The following is a 17,235-nucleotide window of genomic DNA, read 5'->3' as shown; positions in this document are numbered from 1 at the left end:
ATTCGGCGTCCTGGGGGGGACAGCCAACTTGGAAAAGGCGATCGACATCAAGCGTCGAGCCCAGCGCTGCGTCCAGAACGGAGATCTGGATGGCGCTCTCAAAGAGTACGAGAAGCTGATCGCGGTCCAGGACTCCGACCCGTACAATTTCGTTCTGCTCGCCGATCTGCTCTACAAGAAGGGCGACATGATCGGCGCCGCGCAGCGCTACGTCGCGTCGATCGACGCCTACGAGCAGGCCGCGCTCTACAAGAACGCGATCGCGGTCGGCAAGAAGATGATGAGGCTGTCGCTGTCGCCCACGCTGGTGCTGAGCAAGCTCGCCAAGCTCCACGCGCTCGACGGACTCGGGACCGAAGCCGCGCTCTACTATCAGCAGTACGCCGAGCATCTGATGCGGGACAAGCGCGGTCCCGAAGCGGCCGAAGCGTTCCGCAAGGCGTTCGAGGCCAGCTCCGAAAACATCAGGGCGCTCGAACGTCTGGCCGAGGTGCTGGTGCTCGAGGGCGACAAGGAATCCGCCGCGCGCACGCTCGCCGAGGCCGCGGTGCACTATCAGTCCGCCGGGCTCTTGCAGGACGCGGATCGCTGCCGCAACCGCGCCGCCGGGCTCAACAACGGGTCCGTGCCGGTCATGGATTCGCTGACCGAAGCGTCGCCGGCCGCGACTCCCGGCCTCGGCGATTTCGAGCCCTCGAGCGACGGCACGCTGGTCGTGGAGTCGACGCATCTCTCGTCGCTCTCCGACGACCTCCCGGAGGCGGCGCCGATCGAAGAGAACGGCTCGCGGCTCGACATCGAGCACCCGTTCGCGACCGACGAGTTGAAGCTCGCCTCCGACGCACAGCTGGCCGCCGACATCACGCATTCGATGGAGCTGGCGAACGAAGGCGACGACGCGCGGCTCGGACCACCCGCGCTGCATCCGCGCACCTCTCCGCCGAGCGCGACACCGGCGGCTCCGGTCGAACTGCGCTCGCCGGGGCTTCGCTTCGAGAGCCCGGCGGATCCCGAACCGGCGACCCTCGAAAACGAAGAGTCGCTCCAGCCGGCGCCCGAGCCGGCCGCTCAAGGGGCGGACGCCGACAGCCCGGTGGCGCAGGTCGAGCAGCTGTTGCGCGAGGCGCGCGAGCACTTCCGCAATGGCGAGCGCGACGCCGCCAGCGCCGATCTGGTGCGCGCGGCGCAGCTCTACGACGAGATGGGACAATTCGACAGCGCCGCCACCATCTATCGCAACCTTTCGCGGAGCTCGCACGCCACGCCCGAGGTCATGCATCTCTGGCTGCGCAACTGCGAGTCGCGCAACGATCGCCTGGAAGCGGCGCAGGTCGCCTGCGAGCTCGGCGATCGGGCGCTGAACGACGGCGACATGGGGACGGCGCGCGACTGGTTCCGCCGCGCCAGCGCGTTCGACGTCAACAACGAGACCGCGAAGCGCCGGCTGCAGAAGCTGTCCGAGGGCCGCGGGGCCGGGGTCACCACCAGCGAGGCGGCACCGGAACCCGAGCCGCCGGCCGAGGGTGGACGCGTCGAGGTGGCGGTGGGACGGGGCGCCGCGGTGACCTTCGATCTCGGCTCGCTGGTGTCGGAGTTCCAGCGCGGGGTCGAGTCGCAGATTTCCGGCGACCCGCAGGGGCACTATGATCTGGGCATGGCGTATCGGGAGATGGGACTCCTGGAGCAGGCGGTGGAGGCGTTCCGCGCCGCCGGGCACGATCCGGCGTTCGCGCAGCGCTGCGCCGAGATGGTGGGCCGCTGCCTGCTCGATCAGGGAAGCTTCGACGAGGCCGCGCAGGAGTTCATGGTGGCGCTCGAGCTGCCCGGCGTCACCTCCGAGGGTGCGCTCGACCTGCGTTTCCAGCTCGGCCTCGCCCACGAGGCGGCCGGGCGCATCGAGGCGGCGCTCGCCGAGTTCGAGCGCGTCTACACCGCGATGCCGAGCTATCCCGACGTCGCGCAGAAGATCCGCATGTTGCGCAAGGCGTTGGAGAGCAGCTGATGAATCGCCCGGCTTCGCGCAGCGCACGCCGGGCCGATCTCCACACCCACACGACGCTGAGCGACGGCCGGCTCACTCCCGAAGAGCTGATGTCGCTGGCCGCCGAGCGTGGGCTCGCCGCGATCGCGATCACCGACCACGACACGCTGGACGCGTTGCCGCTGGCGCGCGCGACCCGCTCGCCGGTCGAGCTGGTGCCGGGTCTCGAGATGTCCACCTCGCATCAGGGGATGGATCTGCACCTCCTCGGCTACTTCGTGGATTCCGAGCATCCCGAGCTGCGCGAGCGCCTCGCGCAGTTCCGGACCGACCGCACCGAGCGCGCCCGCCGCATCATCGCGCGGCTCGCCGAGCTCGGCGCGCCGCTCGACGAGCAGCGGGTTTGGGAGCGCGCCGCGCGCGGCGTGGTGGGGCGGCCGCACGTTGCCGGGGCCCTGATCGAGGCGGGGCACGCGACCGACATGGAGGACGCTTTTCGCAGGTTCCTGGCGATGGGCGCTCCCGCCTACGTGGCGCGACCGGCGTTCAGTCCGGCCGAAGCGATTCGCCTGATCCACTCCGCGGGCGGCATCAGCGTGATCGCGCATCCCGGCGCCGCGGTTGCGGAATCCACCATCGAGCGCCTCGCGGAAGCCGGGCTCGGCGGCATCGAGGTCTGGCATCCGCAGCACGGAGTTGCGACGGTGCGAAGGCTGCAGGCGCTGGCGCGGCGCCTCGGCCTGATCGAAACCGGAGGCTCCGATTTCCATGGCAGCGGGCGCAGCGTGGAACTGGGCGATGTGTGGGTGCCGCTCTCGGTGCTCGCGCAGCTCAAGGAAGCGGCCGGAGTCAGCGGCTGATCCGGCGGCGTCTGAAGCGCCCAGCGCCTGCTTGCCGGTTCGCTCCTCGCCGCCGCCGGCCCACCTCGTTGACGCTCCGCGCCTCGCGACGATAACCTGCCGCGGCCCTGGCTCCCCATTCCACTCCGGCTGGAGAGCGACGATCGACCGTTCCAGCTCCACGCGTCTGTCCTACGCCGCACTGATGGTGGCGGCCGGACTCACCGGGGTCTACGCCGAATCCATCCCCAACTTCGAGCTGCTGACACTCATCATGTTCTGCGCCGGGGTATTGCTCGGCGTGCGCGACGGCATGCTGGTGGCGGCGGTCACCGAGGTGATCTACTCCCTGCTCAATCCCTATGGCGCGGTTCACCCGCTGGTGACGGTCTCGCAGGTGCTGGGCATGATGGCTGCGGGACTCGCCGGCGGGCTGGCGGCGCGGGTCGGCCTGCCCGGCCTGCCGGTGGGGTTGCGGGTCGCATCGCTGATTGGAATTGGCGCAGTCGTGACGATCTTCTTCGACCTGATCACGAATCTGGCGACTGCCGTGATCTTCGGCCAGCTGGTTCCCACTCTGATCGGAGGGGTGCCGTTCGCCCTATGGCATCTGTTCTGGAACGTCGTGCTGTTCGCGATTCTCGGTACACCGCTGGTGGCGGTGTTCTCGCGCTATCGCGCGCGGCTCTCCTGACCCTGGTCCTGGCGGCGCCCTCCCGCGCGCAGGCTCCATCCGCGAGTCGGCCCGACCTGCTCGACAGCGCGCTGCCTGACGCGGTTGCCTGGGTGAGCGAGCCGGGGCGCGCCGGCTGGACGCCGCCGCTCGAAATCGGGATCGCGCGCCCGCTGCCGCTCGGCGGACTGGTGCGAGGTGGCTGGAGCCTGGGCGAGGGCGACGGCACCGCGGAGGGACTTCCGTTCCCGGGCTTGTTCGCGTCGCGCCGCGCGCTGGCCGCCTACGACTCGCTCACGATTTCGCCGGGGATCATCAGCCCGCACTCTGATCTTCGTGACGGGCTCACGCAGGTGGAGCCCGCGCCGCTCGTCTACCCGGGCGGCAAGCCGCGCTCGGTGTTCGGCGCCGGGCTCGGCGATTTCGGCGTCAACGAGTCCCTGCTCAGCGCCGATCGCGGCGATGCGCGCGGACACGTCCATATCGAGGTGCGCGACGGCAATCGCGCCGCCGCCGGTCCCTACGGCCTGGCCGCGAGGCATCTGTGGAGCGTCGGACTCGCCAAAGGTTTCGGGGCGAACGAGTTCAGCATCATCTTCCGTCAGACCGGGCTGGCCGCCGAAATGCTGGCCGGCGAGCATCAGTCGGGGCGTGGTGCCTCGGGAGTGCTCGGCTGGCAGTGGAAGGGCTCGGCCTGGAGCAGCAGCGCGCGGCTCTCGCGCCAGTGGGACGAACACGAGAGCTACGGCGGCACGCTCGATCCGCTTTCGCACCGCGACGCGCAGGACGTGCGCGCGTTTGGCACGCTCGAGCATGCGAGCGGCGAGCAGCGGTTCGGCGCCGGCGTCGACTGGAGCCGATCGCGCGTGGTGCGTTCGGGCGGCGACGCATTCGAAGCCACCAGCGAGGATGCGTGGGTCAAGGCGTGGTGGAATCGCCAGACCGCGCGACGCCACGACGAAGTCGAGGTGGGCTGGGGTCACAGCGGTGGTTCGGACGAGTACGGCGCCGCGCCGCGCGCGCGCGTGGAATGGACCCTCGATCGCTCGCGACTGTCGGTGTGGGGCGCCCGGGTGCTGACCCCGGCCTGGGCGGACCTGGCGCCGGGGCAGAGGCCCTTCCTCCAGAGCACCTGGGCGCTGGGCGCGGATGCGCAGGCGGGATCGAACACGTCGAACGCCTCGCTGTCGTTGATCGCGGGGCGCACCCAGGATCGCATCCTGCTCGCGCGCCTGCCGCTCGAGGAGGAGTGGCTGCGCGAGGGCCAGGGCCGCGATCCCGATCCGTGGGAGTTCGGGGTGGTGGTGGCGCGGGTGCGGCGCACGATGGGCCGCTGGCTCGCGATCGGCGAGGGCTCGGCGACGATTCGCGACGACAGCTCCGTTCAGGCCCGCGTCGACCCCGCGCTCACCGGACGGCTCGAGGCCGATTACCTGTTCAAGGCCTTCAAGGGCGATCTCGCCGTGCGGGTGGGCGCCCAGCTCGATGGAATCGGTCCGCGCCAGACCGACGAGGCTGTCCCGCAAGATCTCAGCGCCATCACGACCTTCGGGATGACGCTGGGTCTCGCGATTTCGGAGTTCGTGGTGACGATTCGGGCGCGGGATCTCGAGAACCGGATCTACGAGGACGTCTGGATCGATCCCACCACCGGCCGGCCGGCACGCGGCCTCGGGCGCGAGATCATGATGTCGGTCGCCTGTAAGATCTTCAACTAGCGCGTCACCGTCCCCGCTGGGGAGTTCCGGATGTGCTGACCCCGGATGAGCGGCGGGGGGTGCGACTCCTGCTGGTGATCGCAATGGCCGGTCTGGCCTGGGATCTCGGGCGCGCGCGATGGCCCGAGACACCCGCGACCGCGCCGCCCGCCGCGCCCTCCGGCGCACCGATCGAGGCGCGGGCCCAGGCCGCCGAGCCCGCGGACACGCTCGATCTCAATCGTGCCTCGGCCCAGGAACTCGAGTCGCTGCCGGGCATTGGGCCGGTGCTGGCGCGACGGATCTGTGATCACCGCCAGCGCGAAGGGCCGTTTCGAAGCGTCGAGGAGCTTCGTGCCGTGCGGGGCATCGGGCCGCGGCTGCTGGCACGGATTCGCGATCGTCTGAGGGTCTCCTCGGGCTGATCGTCGTGCATCTTGCACGACTCTTCCGCCACGCGCCGTGCAGTTTCCTGTTCAGTCGAGCACGCGTCGTTCCGATACCGGAGACGACTCCGTACCCCCGGGTGCTCACGCTCCGCGTGAACCATTCCAGGTGCGGAGCCGCCGTCATGGAACGCGGGACGGATCGCTTCGTCCCGATGGGCCCTCGACCGGCGTGCGCGTGGAGTGGCCCGGCCCGACCGGGTGTGGTCCGCGCGCCCGCCACTGCCTGCGGAATGCCACGGTGCAAGAAGAACTCGCCCAGCACTTGATGGAAGCGCGCCTCATCGACGAGGCCGCACTGCTCAAGGCCCAGCAGCAGCAGAAGCAGACCGGTGGGACCCTGAGCGCCAATCTGGTCAAGAGCGGCGCCATTTCCGAAGAGGCGCTGCTCGAGTTCCTGTCGCGCCACTACGGCGTGCCGTCCGTCGATCTGCGCACGGTGGAGCCGGATCCCACGCTCACCAAGCTGCTGCCGGCCGACGTCGCGACCCGCTTCATGGCGCTGCCGGTGGCACGCAGCGGCCGCCGGCTGGTGGTCGCGCTCGCCAATCCCAACAACATCTTCGCCATCGACGACATCAAGTTCATCACCGGCTACGACGTCGAAGCGCGCGTCGGTTCCGAGACCATGATCAAGAAGGCCCTCGACAAGGCCTACGACTCGGCCGGAACCATGGCCGACGTGATGAAGGGCTTCGAGGAGGACCTGTCGGTCGTCGAGGAGGAGGACACCTCCGAAGCCGATTCGGGGCTCAGCGCCGCCGACGAGGCGCCGATCGTCAAACTGGTCAACTCGCTGATCGCCGATGCGGTGCGCAAGGGCGCCTCGGACATCCACATCGAGCCCTACGAGAAGACGATGCGCGTGCGCTTCCGCATCGACGGCGTCATGCAGGAGATGATGGCGCCGCCCTTCAAGTTCAAGGCCGCGATCATTTCCCGCCTCAAGATCATGGCCGAACTCGACATCGCCGAGCGCCGCGTGCCGCAGGACGGCCGCATCAAGATCAAGGTCCTGAACCGCACCATCGATCTGCGCGTCTCGTCGCTGCCCACGATCTTCGGCGAGAAGATCGTGATGCGAATTCTCGACAAGGGCAACCTCAACATCGATCTGGAGAAGCTCGGCTTCGAGCCCATGGCGATGAAGGAATTCACCGGCGCCATCGCCAATCCCTACGGCATGGTGCTGGTCACCGGACCGACGGGATCGGGAAAGACGACCACGCTCTACTCGGCGCTCTCGCGCGTCAACACGCCCGAGGTGAACGTGATGACCGCCGAGGACCCTGTCGAGTACAACCTCGACGGCATCAACCAGGTGCTGGTGCACGAGGACATCGGGCTCACTTTCGCCGCGGCGCTCAAGGCATTCCTGCGGCAAGACCCGAACATCATCATGGTCGGCGAGATCCGTGACCTCGACACCGCTTCGATTGCCGTCAAAGCCGCGCTCACCGGTCACCTGGTGCTCTCGACCCTCCACACCAACGACGCGCCCAGCGCGATTGGCCGCATGGTGGACATGGGCATCGAGCCCTTCCTGGTCGCCTCATCGATCAACCTGGTGCTCGCCCAGCGTCTGGTGCGCAAGGTGTGCCTCCAGTGCCGCAAGCAGATCAAGCTGAGCGAGGAGGTGCTGAACGAGTTGCAGCTCGACCCCAAGGAGGCCGCCAAGGCCACGTTCTTCGAAGGCGAGGGCTGCATCGAGTGCAACAACACCGGCTATCGCGGTCGCGCCGGCGTCTACGAGGTCATGCCGATGTCTTCCAAGCTGCGCGAGCTGGTGCTGGAACGCTCGTCGGCGGGGGAGATCAAGAAGCTCGCGATCGAGGAGGGAATGCTCACGTTGCGCCGCGACGCTCTCGAGAAGTTGAAGCGCGGCATCACGTCCACCGAGGAAGTGCTCAAGGAGACCGCGGCCGACAAGCTCTAGGCCGCAGCCCAACAAAGGAGAACGTCGTGGTCACCCTTCGCCAGCTGCTCGAGGACATGGTGCAGCGCAAAGCTTCCGACCTGCACATCACCGCCGGAGTCCCGCCCGAGTTCCGCGTGGACGGTTCGGTGGTGCCGTCGGAGTCGGAGGTGCTGACCCCCGAGATGTGCGCGCAGATCGCGTACAGCGTGCTGTCCGACGAACAGCGCAAGCGATTCGAGACCACCAAGGAGCTCGACTTCTCGTTCGGGGTGAAGGGGCTGTCGCGCTATCGCGCCAACGTCTACTTGCAGCGCGGCGTGGTGACCATGGCGATCCGCCAGATTCCCTACGAGATCCTGCCGATGGAGAAGCTCGGACTGCCGCCGATCGTGAAGGAGTTCACCACCCGGCAGAAGGGCATGATCCTGATCACCGGTCCGACCGGCAGCGGCAAGTCGACCACCCTCGCGGCGATGCTCGACCGCATCAACTCGACGCGACAGAGCCACATCATCACGATCGAGGACCCGATCGAGTACATCCATCACCACAAGAAGTGCATCGTCAATCAGCGCGAAATCGGCGCCGACACCAATTCGTTCCCGACCGCGCTCAAGTACGTGCTCCGGCAGGACCCCGACATCATTCTGATCGGTGAAATGCGCGATCTCGAGACCATCGAGGCGGCCCTGACCATCGCCGAGACCGGCCACCTGGTGTTCGCGACCCTGCACACCAACAGCACGTACGAAGCGGTGAACCGCATCGTCGACGTGTTCCCGGCCGATCAGCAGAAGCAGATCCTCACCCAGCTGGCGTTCACGCTCGAAGGGGTCATGACTCAGCAGCTGGTTCCGCGGAGCCGCGGTGGCGGCCGAATCATGGTGGCCGAGGTGCTGGTGTGCACGCCGGCGATCAAGGCCGTGATCCGCGAGGGCAAGACCCACCAGATCTACAGCCTGATGCAGGCGGGCCAGAAGTTCGGGATGCAGACCATGAATCAGTCGCTGATGCAGGCGGTGCTCGACAAGCAGCTCACGCCCGAGGATGCGCTGGATCGCAGCACGGACCGAGTCGAGCTCGACACGATGCTCAGCAAGGTCCTGCGCGCTGCGGCATAGGAGGACACGATGGCGGTCTTTGTTTGGAAGGGGCGCACGCTCGCCGGCGAAGCCCAGACGGGTGAGATCGAGGTCGGCCGTCAGGAAGAGGCCCTCGACATCCTCCGCAAGAAGAAAATCCTCATCACGTCGCTGCGGCCGAAGACCGGCGGCTTCAACCTGCCGAAATTCGGCGGGGCCGGCGTGTCCACCAAGGACCTGGCGATCTTCACCCGGCAGTTCGCGACCATGATCTCGGCCGGTCTGCCGTTGGTCCAGTGCCTGGACATTCTCGCCAAGCAGTCGAGCAAGCCGTCGTTCGGCCGGGTGATCGGCGAGGTGACCCGCGAGGTGGAATCGGGCTCGACCCTCTCCGACGCGCTCGGCAAGCACAGGCAGGTCTTCGACGACCTGTTCCGCAACATGGTGGCGGCCGGCGAAGCGGGCGGCGTGCTCGACGAGATCCTCATGCGTCTCGCGACCTATATCGAGAAGGCCGACGCCCTCAAGCGCAAGATCCAGAGCGCCATGGTGTATCCGGCGGTGGTGTTGACGGTCGCGCTGGGCGCCACCTCGTTCATGCTGATCTTCATCATCCCGACCTTTGCCAAGATGTTCAGCGACTTCGGCGGCGAGCTGCCGCTTCCCACCAAGATCGTGCTCACCCTCTCGAACCTGCTGCAGCATTTCTGGTGGGTTGGCCTGTTGATCCTGGTGGCCGGATTCATTGCGTTCCAGCGGTACTACGCCACCGAGAACGGCAAGCGCATCGTGGACGGCGCCATGCTCAAGTTCCCGGTGCTGGGCGACGTGCTCCTGAAGGGCGCGGTGGCCCGCTTCACGCGTACGCTGGGAACGCTGATCGCCTCGGGCGTGCCGATTCTGGCTGGCCTCGAGATCACCGCCCGCACCGCGGGCAACAAGATCATCGCCGAGGCCATCATGACGGCGCGCGCCTCTATCCGAGAGGGCGAGACGGTGTCGGCGCCGCTCAAGACCTCGGGCGTGTTCCCGCCGATGGTGGTGCAGATGATCTCGGTGGGTGAGCAGACCGGCGCGCTCGACGAGATGCTCACCAAGATCGCGGTCTTCTACGAGGCCGAGGTGGACACCGCCGTGGACACCCTGACCTCGATCATCGAGCCGGTCATGATCGTGGTCATGGGCGGCATCGTCGGCGGCATGGTGGTCGCCATGTACCTGCCGATGTTCAAGCTGATCTCGGTGGTCTCCGGAGGCAACCACTGATGTCGAAGCCGCAACTCCAACCGGTCGGCGCGGCGGGCGAGCACGCTCTGGCTGCAGCGGGTGCCAAGCCCGCCGCGGCCGAGGCGACGCCTTCCGGCGGCCGGCGGGCCTCGGACCGCTGGGCGGGGCTCGCCTCGCTGGTGCGCGCGCGCCTGCTGGTCGCGACGCTGGCGCTGCCGGTGGGGGTACTGTTGCGTCCCGAGGCCACCGAGTCGAGCTGGTGGGTGCTGTGGTGGTCGCTGCTGGCGGTGGGGCTGCTGTCCGCCGCCTACGGGATCGGCGTGCGCATGCAGAAGGGGCTGTCGGCGCAGCTGTCGCTGCAGCTCGCCGGCGACGTGCTGCTGGTCACCGCGCTCTCGACCTGGACCGGCGGCCGCGACAGCCAGTTCGTGCTGTTCTACGTGCTGGTGGTGATCACCGGCGGCCTGATGGGCCGGATGCCGGGAGGGGTGCTCACCGCGGTCGCGACGTGCCTCTCTTTCGTTGCGCTGCCCTGGGTGGTGCGGATCTGCGGCGCGCCGCTGCCCGACGCGGGGACGCCGGCGATTCTCCGCCCGAGCATGGTGGTGGCGTTCCTGGCGATCGTCGGCGTGCTCTCGGGGCTGCTCGGCGAGCGCGTCCAGAAGACCCGCGACGCCCTGCATCGCACCGCCCGCGAGCTGAATCGCGTGAGGGTGGACAACGACGTGATCCTGCGCCATCTCGCCAGCGGGGTGCTGACGGTGGACGAGCGCGGCACCATCACCTTCCTGAATCCGGCCGCCGAGCAGGTGCTCGGGCTGCGGGGCCTCGAGCTGCGCGGCCGTTCGGCGGCCGAGGCGCTTCCCGAGCGGCTGTCGGCCCTGCGTGACCTGGTGCAAAAGACGCTGGAGGAGGGCGCCCAGCGCGTGCGCGTCGAGCTGATGATGCGCGGGGTGTCCGGGCGGCCGCTGCCGGTCGGCGCCAGCACCAACATGCTGGAGCACGACGGGGTGGTCTCCGGAGTGGTGGTGGTGTTCCAGGACCTGAGCGAGGTGCGCGAGATGGAGCGGCTGGCCCGCCGCAACCAGACGCTGGCCGAGGTCGGCGCGCTGGCGGCCGGCATCGCCCACGAACTGCGCAACGGCCTCAACCCGATCAGCGGTTCGGTGGAACTGCTGCAGAGGGATTTGACGCTGGACTCCGAGCACGCGGTGCTCATGGATCTGATCAGTCGCGAATGCACGAGGTTGCATCGCTTCGTGACCGATCTGCTCACCTACACCAAGGAGCGCGATCTGGTGAAGGAGCCGCTCTCGCTCGACGAGCACCTGGGCGCACTCTGTGACGATCTGCGGCGCGATCCGCGGCGCGGTCAGGAGGTGGCGGTGAAGCTGGACCGGCCGGATGCGGACGCCGTGGTGCGGGTGGACCGCGAACAGCTCCGGCAGGTATGGCTGAATCTGGCGGCCAACGCGTTCGAGTCCATGGGCCCGCGCGGTCAGCTCACGGTGCGCTGGCGTCCCACCGCCGGCGAAGGAGTGTTCGTGGAGTTCGAGGATCAGGGCAGTGGCATTGCACCCGGAGATCTCGCGCAGGTGGCGCAGCCGTTCTTCACCACCAAGCAGGGAGGCACCGGGTTGGGGCTCGCGATCGCGCAGCGCATCGTCGAGCGCCATGGCGGCACGCTGGTGCTGGAGAGCGAACTGGGAAAAGGGACGACCGCTCGGGTGACGCTGCCCGCCGCGGGTGTGCACGCATTGCAGGCGGCGTGACGCGACGCCTGTTCACGACCGGAACGAGGTGAAGGCGATGGCCGGGGAAAAGATCCTGGTGGTGGACGACGAGCAGAGCATGACGCAGTACCTGGGCATCGTGCTCCGCAAGGAAGGCTTCGAGGTGATCACGGCGGGGAACGGCCGCGAGGCGTTCGAGCGCGTGAAGAACGACGCGCCCGACGTGGTCATCACCGACATCAAGATGCCGGGAATGGACGGCATCCAGCTGCTCCAGGCCATCAAGAAGCACGAGCCCGCGCTTCCGGTCGTGATCATGACGGCGTATGCGTCGCAGCAGTCGGCGATCGATGCCGTGAACATGGGCGCGTTCCAGTACATGATCAAGAACGCCAAGAACGACGAGATCAAGCTGGTGGTTCGGAACGCGCTCGAGATGCGCAAGGTCCGGCAGGAGAACCAGTACCTCAAGCGCGAACTCAAGAAGGGTCACGACGAGAAGGAGATCATCGGTTCGTCCGAAGAGATCGTGCGCGTGTTCCGGCTGGTGGAGAAGGTGGCGGACAGCGACGCCACCATCATGATCCAGGGTGAGAGCGGCACCGGCAAGGAGCTGATCGCCAAGGAAGTCCACTACGGCAGCCGCCGGGCCAGTGGTCCGTTCGTGAGCATCAACTGCGGCGCGATTCCGCGCGACCTGCTCGAGAGCAACCTGTTCGGCCACGTGAAGGGATCCTTCACCGGAGCGGTGCGCGATTCGGCGGGACTGTTCCAGGTCGCCGAGGGCGGAACCTTCTTCCTCGACGAGGTGGGGGAGATGCCGCTCGCGACCCAGGTCAAGCTGCTGCGTGCGCTGCAGGAGCGCGAGATCATCCCGGTCGGCGGGACGCAGCCGGTCAAGATCGACTGCCGACTGGTGGCGGCGACCAACGCCGACCTCGAGCGCGAAGTCGCGGAGGGCCGCTTCCGTGCCGACCTCTTCTACCGGCTGAACGTGATCCCGATCAAGCTGCCCTCGCTGCGCCAGCGCCGGGAGGACATTCCATTGCTGATCGAGCACTTCCTCAAGCGGCACGCCGAGAACGGCGCCGCCAAGACCATCAGCAAGGAAGCCACCGAGATTCTCATGAAGTATGACTGGCCGGGCAACGTGCGCGAGCTGGAGAACGTCATCGAACGCGCCGTGATCCTGGACGAGAGCGGAAGGCTCGAGCCCGAGGATCTCCCCGACAAGATCCGACTGGGCCCCAGCCAGCGGGGCAGCCTGATCATCGAATCGCCAACCCTGACGCTCGAGGAGCTGGAGCGCGAGTACATCCTCAAGGTGCTCCACTCGACGCGCTGGCAGAAGAAGAAGGCCAGCGAGATCCTCGGCATCAACGCTTCGACGCTCTACCGCAAGCTGATCGCTTACGGAGTGGAGAAGCCGGGCGCGCGGGATCCCGAGCTCGGGATGCCCGACGGCGCCGAGGGCGAGGAACACGCGGCGTAGCGGCTCGATCGCGGAGGGGGCCTTTCCCTCGAAGCGTGCAATTCGCGCGGCCTGCGCAAAGTGCAAGCAGCAGTCCCGGGATGGTTGAAGTTTGCCCGCAGAATCGAGCACCTCGTTGAGATGCAAAGACTCGGACCGGGGGCGCAATCACAGACCGGGCAGGCGGTTAGCAGAGCCGAGAGACGCGAGAATGCTCGTTGGCATGCGCTCTGCAGCATGCGGATTCCGAGGGGCGATCATCAAGTCGAGGCGACCCCGGAAACCCAACAGGAGGAGTCAGCAATGTTCCGGAATCAGAAGGGCTTCACGCTGATCGAGCTGATGATCGTCGTGGTCATCATCGGTATTCTCGCGGCGATCGCGATCCCGAACTTCATCGCGATGCAGAACCGCGCGAAGGAAGGCTCGACCAAGGCCAACATGCACACCTTCCAGCTCTCGGCTGAGGACTGGGGCGTGCAGCACGACGGCGCCTACGCCGACGTGGCGGACAGCGTCGCGACCCTGCTGCCTTCGGCGGGCGCGAACTTCAAGAACCCGTTCGACCAGACCGTCGGCCCCAACCAGGCGTGGGAAGACCTGGGCAGCACGCTGACCGCGAACACCGGTCCTTCGGGCATCGTGTCGTACGCGGACTCGTCGCTGAACACCTACTCGATCAAGGGCTATGGCAAGAGCGCCGCGCTGACCCTGGTGCTCACCGCCGGTCAGTAAGCTCGAAGCAGTCTCACGCCGGGGCGGGACGAAAGTCCCGCCCCTTCGTGTTTCCGGGCGCCGTTCCCAGGTGCGGGGCAAACTCCGGGGCAGCGCGCGATGGGGAGGTCCGCCTGGTCATCCTGGTGGTCTCTCAATTTGCATCGCCGATGCGGAATGCGCGGGAAATTGTTCAGCTCCGCTCGCGCAACTCATTGATTCGCTTCACCGGCGCGTGGCACACCAGTTGCGCTATTTCTGGATCGAATGCCGTGGTGGCATGTGAACGGAGTCCGATCATGAGAACGCAAGACAATCGGGGCTTCACGCTGATCGAGCTGATGATCGTAGTGGTGATCATCGGGATCCTGGCGGCGATCGCGATCCCCAACTTCATCTCGATGCGGCACCGGGCCGATGAGGCCAGCGTCAAGAGCAACATGCACACGATGCAGTTGATCATGGAAGACTTCTCGGTTCTGAACGACGGCTTCTACCCCACCTCGGCGGCTTCGACGGTCCCCGATGGACGGACCCTCGCTCAACTCTGCCCGACCGGGACCTACCCGCTCAATCCCTTTACCCACGCAGCCTCGGTGGTCATGTTCAACGCCAATCCGACCAGCGGCCACCCCGGGGAGCTGGGCATCAATCCGGCGCAGATCAGCACCTACCAGATCAAGGGCAATGGCCCGCTGGGCGATTCCCTGAACCTGGTCCTCTCCACCGGTCAATAGGCCCACACGCTTCGATTTCTGCCTGCCGGCTCCACCCGGGGCCGGCACATCGTTTGCGTTTCGGCTCGGAGCGGCGCCCGGTGCTCGGCCCGCGAAGCGGACTCCCGGGGCCAAGTGAGAGTCCTGAACCGGCTTCAGGGGAAGATGGAGGGAGCGGCGGTGGGCAGCTCGACCAGCAACAGCGGACTCCGGCCAGTTCGCGACCGGGAGATCGGCCATTCCCGCGTCGCAGCGCCGGCGATCCGGGCGGTCGGGCTGTGCAAGTTCTACCGCAGCAACTGGACCTTCAAGGTCACGCGCGGGCTGGAGAGCCTGGACCTCGAGGTCGAGCGGGGCGAGGTGCTCGGACTGCTGGGGCCCAATGGCGCCGGCAAGACCACCACGCTCAAGCTGCTCACCGGGCTCCTGACACCCAGCGCCGGACAGGCCTGGCTGCTGGGGGTCTCGATCGACGAGACCGCGTGCCGTCGCTCGCTCGGCTTCCTTCCCGAGCAGCCCTATTTCTACGACTACCTCGGCGGGCTCGAGTATCTCGAGCTGGCCGCCGGGCTCTCGGGCGTCGAGCCTCGCGAGATTCGCGCGCGCGCCTCGCACTGGCTGGATCGCGTCGGCCTTGGCGCGCGGCCGAAGCTCAGGCTCCGCAAGTATTCGAAGGGGATGCTGCAGCGGCTCGGTCTCGCCGCGGCGCTGGTCCACGAGCCCAAGCTGCTGATCCTCGACGAGCCAATGAGCGGCCTCGATCCGCTCGGCCGTCGTGATGTGCGCGAGCTGATCCTCGAGCAGAAGGCGCGCGGCACCACGGTGCTGTTCTCCTCCCACATCCTGCCGGACGTGGAAGCGCTGTGCGACCGCGCCGCGATCATCCTCGATGGTCGCCTGCGGCGCATCGCGCCGGTCGGCGAGCTGGTGGACCAGGGCGTGCGCCGCGTCCTCGTGCGCTGCGAGCCGCTCGGCATTGTCGAGCTGCCGGCGGAGTGGGGGAGCCGCGTGAAGCGCGAGGACCGCGGCGGCGAGACCGAGCTGCACCTCGGCGCATCCGACGACGTCAATCGCGTGCTGGACTGGCTGATCCAGCGTGGGAAAGCGGTGCATGCGGTGACCCCCGAGCGCGCCACGCTCGAGGCGCTGTTCCTGGCGACGGCGGCAGGCGCTTCGGACCAGACCGATCGGAGGAGCGCATGAAATCGCTCCTGATCGCCCACAACACCTTTCGCGAAGCGATGCGCGACCGCCTGATGGCCGGCGTGCTGGTGGCCGGCGCGCTGATGATGCTGATCACTCAGGCCATCAGTCCGCTCGCGCTCGGCGAAGCCAGGCGTCTGACCGTGGATCTGGGGTTGTCGAGCATTTCCCTCCTCGGTCTGCTCGTGATCCTGCTGGTCGGCACTTCGCTGGTCGCGAAGGAGATCGAGCGCCGCACCATCTTCAACCTGCTGTCGCGTCCGATCGCGCGCGGAGTCTATCTGGTCGGCAAGTGGGCGGGGTTGAGCGGCGCGCTGTGGGCGACCACCGCGCTGCTGACGATGGCGCTGTGCGCGGTGCTGATGGTGCGCGGTTATGGATCCGACGTGCCGGCGGTGCTGCAGGCGGGCTTCTTCTCGGCGCTCGAACTCTCGGTGGTGACCGCGATCGCGGTGCTGTTCTCGGCGCTCTCGACTCCGGTGCTGTCGGCGCTCTACACCCTCGGCGTCTGGCTGGTCGGCCAGTGGACCTACGATCTGCGCGGGTTCGCCGACAGGTTTCCGGCAGGGCTGAAGGGGCTGATCCGGATGGTGGCCGACCTCGCCCCCAACCTGCCGCTCTTCAACCTGCGCACGCTGGCCGCCGAAGGTCGGGTGGCGCCGGCGCTCCACGTGCTGACCGCCGTCGGCTACGCCGCGCTCTACGTCGCCTGCGCGCTGGCGCTCGCTTCGGCGGCGCTCGAGCGGCGCGAGTTCAAATGAGCCTGAGGCCGCTGCCCTCGTCCCGCGTCTGGGCGGCCTGGAGCGTCGCGCTGTTCAGCGGGGCCATGGCGATGCAGCTCGCGCACTTCGCCTATCGCGATCTGCCCCGCCCGCAGCCCCTCGCCGAACTCTCGTACTACCCGTCGGGCGTGGCGCTGCGACCGGCGACCCTCGGGCACGCCGAGAGCGCGGCGGATCTCGCCTGGCTCCGGGCCGTCCAGTACTACGGCGGTCACCGGCTCGGGGACAATCAGTTCGCGAAAATGGAGCACGTCTTCACCATCCTCACGTCGCTCTCGCCGCATTTCATCCCGGCCTACGTGTTCGGGGGCTTCGCGCTCGCCCAGGAGGGGCGGGACTTCCCGGCCGCCGAGCGACTGATGCTCGCCGGACTCGACAGCAATCCGACCAGCGGCGAGCTGGCCTTCGAGCTCGGCTTCCTCTACTACGTGAAGCCGGGCGAGCGCGACCTTCGGAACGCCGCCCGCTACTTCGAACAGGCCTCGCGGCAACCGGATGCACCTGCCGAGGCGGCTCGCTTCGCCGCCTTTTCCCGGCAGCAGTCCGGGGACCTGGCGGTGGCCTACGAGCTGTGGTCGAACGTGCGCCTGCACTCCCCGAACGTCTATCTGCGGGAAATGGCCCAGGAAAAGATGAACGAGATCGAATCCGCAATCGAGACCGGCCGCCGGGAGGCGGCGGTTCATCGTCTGAGCACCCCGCGGGTGCTCATCAGGCGCTAGCGCCCCTCCGGGGACACCGGGCTCCGCCCGG

The 17,235-nt window shown here is 67.7% G+C and carries 15 protein-coding genes; all 15 read left to right on the top strand.

Going from position 1 to position 17,235, the window contains the following annotated elements:
- The first annotated feature begins 28 nt into the window (after positions 1–28).
- Positions 29–2,002: a tetratricopeptide repeat protein gene (locus VMJ70_07390; protein ID HTO90938.1), complete on the top strand. Its 1,974-nt coding sequence runs from the start codon at positions 29–31 to the stop codon at positions 2,000–2,002.
- Complete coding sequence (locus VMJ70_07385) at positions 2,002–2,841, top strand: PHP domain-containing protein (protein HTO90937.1); 840 nt, start codon at positions 2,002–2,004, stop codon at positions 2,839–2,841. The genes VMJ70_07390 and VMJ70_07385 overlap by 1 nt, the downstream gene beginning before the upstream one ends.
- A 184-nt stretch (positions 2,842–3,025) precedes the next feature.
- Entirely contained in the window at positions 3,026–3,514 is a 489-nt protein-coding gene (locus VMJ70_07380; GenBank protein ID HTO90936.1) for a hypothetical protein, read from the top strand.
- A gap of 92 nt (positions 3,515–3,606) precedes the next feature.
- The gene (locus VMJ70_07375; protein HTO90935.1) at positions 3,607–5,211 is read left to right on the top strand and encodes a hypothetical protein; all 1,605 of its coding nucleotides are present in this window, start codon (positions 3,607–3,609) and stop codon (positions 5,209–5,211) included.
- Positions 5,212–5,270: 59 nt separating this feature from the next.
- Positions 5,271–5,615: a ComEA family DNA-binding protein gene (locus VMJ70_07370; GenBank protein ID HTO90934.1), complete on the top strand. Its 345-nt coding sequence runs from the start codon at positions 5,271–5,273 to the stop codon at positions 5,613–5,615.
- 262 nt (positions 5,616–5,877) lie between these two features.
- The gene (gene pilB / locus VMJ70_07365) at positions 5,878–7,572 is read left to right on the top strand and encodes a type IV-A pilus assembly ATPase PilB (GenBank protein HTO90933.1); all 1,695 of its coding nucleotides are present in this window, start codon (positions 5,878–5,880) and stop codon (positions 7,570–7,572) included.
- A 26-nt stretch (positions 7,573–7,598) separates the two neighbouring features.
- Complete coding sequence (locus VMJ70_07360) at positions 7,599–8,675, top strand: type IV pilus twitching motility protein PilT (protein HTO90932.1); 1,077 nt, start codon at positions 7,599–7,601, stop codon at positions 8,673–8,675.
- Between the two features lie 9 nt (positions 8,676–8,684).
- Positions 8,685–9,902, top strand: a complete 1,218-nt coding sequence (locus tag VMJ70_07355; protein HTO90931.1) for a type II secretion system F family protein — start codon at positions 8,685–8,687, stop codon at positions 9,900–9,902.
- Complete coding sequence (locus VMJ70_07350) at positions 9,902–11,635, top strand: ATP-binding protein (protein HTO90930.1); 1,734 nt, start codon at positions 9,902–9,904, stop codon at positions 11,633–11,635. Before VMJ70_07355 ends, VMJ70_07350 begins: the two co-directional genes overlap by 1 nt.
- A 37-nt stretch (positions 11,636–11,672) precedes the next feature.
- Positions 11,673–13,088, top strand: a complete 1,416-nt coding sequence (locus VMJ70_07345; protein ID HTO90929.1) for a sigma-54 dependent transcriptional regulator — start codon at positions 11,673–11,675, stop codon at positions 13,086–13,088.
- 282 nt (positions 13,089–13,370) lie between these two features.
- Positions 13,371–13,802, top strand: a complete 432-nt coding sequence (locus VMJ70_07340; GenBank protein HTO90928.1) for a prepilin-type N-terminal cleavage/methylation domain-containing protein — start codon at positions 13,371–13,373, stop codon at positions 13,800–13,802.
- Positions 13,803–14,080: 278 nt separating this feature from the next.
- Positions 14,081–14,518: a type II secretion system protein gene (locus tag VMJ70_07335; protein HTO90927.1), complete on the top strand. Its 438-nt coding sequence runs from the start codon at positions 14,081–14,083 to the stop codon at positions 14,516–14,518.
- A 114-nt stretch (positions 14,519–14,632) separates the two neighbouring features.
- A complete protein-coding gene (locus VMJ70_07330; GenBank protein ID HTO90926.1) occupies positions 14,633–15,700 on the top strand; it encodes an ABC transporter ATP-binding protein in 1,068 nt (355 codons plus the stop codon).
- Positions 15,697–16,461, top strand: coding sequence for an ABC transporter permease (locus tag VMJ70_07325; protein ID HTO90925.1), 765 nt, complete (start codon positions 15,697–15,699; stop codon positions 16,459–16,461). Before VMJ70_07330 ends, VMJ70_07325 begins: the two co-directional genes overlap by 4 nt.
- Complete coding sequence (locus tag VMJ70_07320) at positions 16,458–17,204, top strand: hypothetical protein (GenBank protein ID HTO90924.1); 747 nt, start codon at positions 16,458–16,460, stop codon at positions 17,202–17,204. The genes VMJ70_07325 and VMJ70_07320 overlap by 4 nt, the downstream gene beginning before the upstream one ends.
- The last annotated feature ends 31 nt before the right edge of the window (positions 17,205–17,235 follow it).

The sequence above is a fragment of the Candidatus Sulfotelmatobacter sp. genome, from assembly GCA_035498555.1.
Taxonomy (GTDB): domain Bacteria; phylum Eisenbacteria; class RBG-16-71-46; order RBG-16-71-46; family RBG-16-71-46; genus DATKAB01.
Note: the sequence above shows the minus strand (reverse complement) of the source record. Positions and strands in the feature narration are given on the sequence as shown.

Coding starts and splice junctions, on each gene's coding strand:
- VMJ70_07325 (HTO90925.1), top strand. CDS start 15,697: ATGAAATCGCTCCTGATCGCCCACAACACCTTTCGCGAAGCGATGCGC.
- VMJ70_07335 (HTO90927.1), top strand. CDS start 14,081: ATGAGAACGCAAGACAATCGGGGCTTCACGCTGATCGAGCTGATGATC.
- VMJ70_07355 (HTO90931.1), top strand. CDS start 8,685: ATGGCGGTCTTTGTTTGGAAGGGGCGCACGCTCGCCGGCGAAGCCCAG.
- VMJ70_07340 (HTO90928.1), top strand. CDS start 13,371: ATGTTCCGGAATCAGAAGGGCTTCACGCTGATCGAGCTGATGATCGTC.
- VMJ70_07385 (HTO90937.1), top strand. CDS start 2,002: ATGAATCGCCCGGCTTCGCGCAGCGCACGCCGGGCCGATCTCCACACC.
- VMJ70_07345 (HTO90929.1), top strand. CDS start 11,673: ATGGCCGGGGAAAAGATCCTGGTGGTGGACGACGAGCAGAGCATGACG.
- VMJ70_07320 (HTO90924.1), top strand. CDS start 16,458: ATGAGCCTGAGGCCGCTGCCCTCGTCCCGCGTCTGGGCGGCCTGGAGC.
- VMJ70_07350 (HTO90930.1), top strand. CDS start 9,902: ATGTCGAAGCCGCAACTCCAACCGGTCGGCGCGGCGGGCGAGCACGCT.
- VMJ70_07380 (HTO90936.1), top strand. CDS start 3,026: ATGGTGGCGGCCGGACTCACCGGGGTCTACGCCGAATCCATCCCCAAC.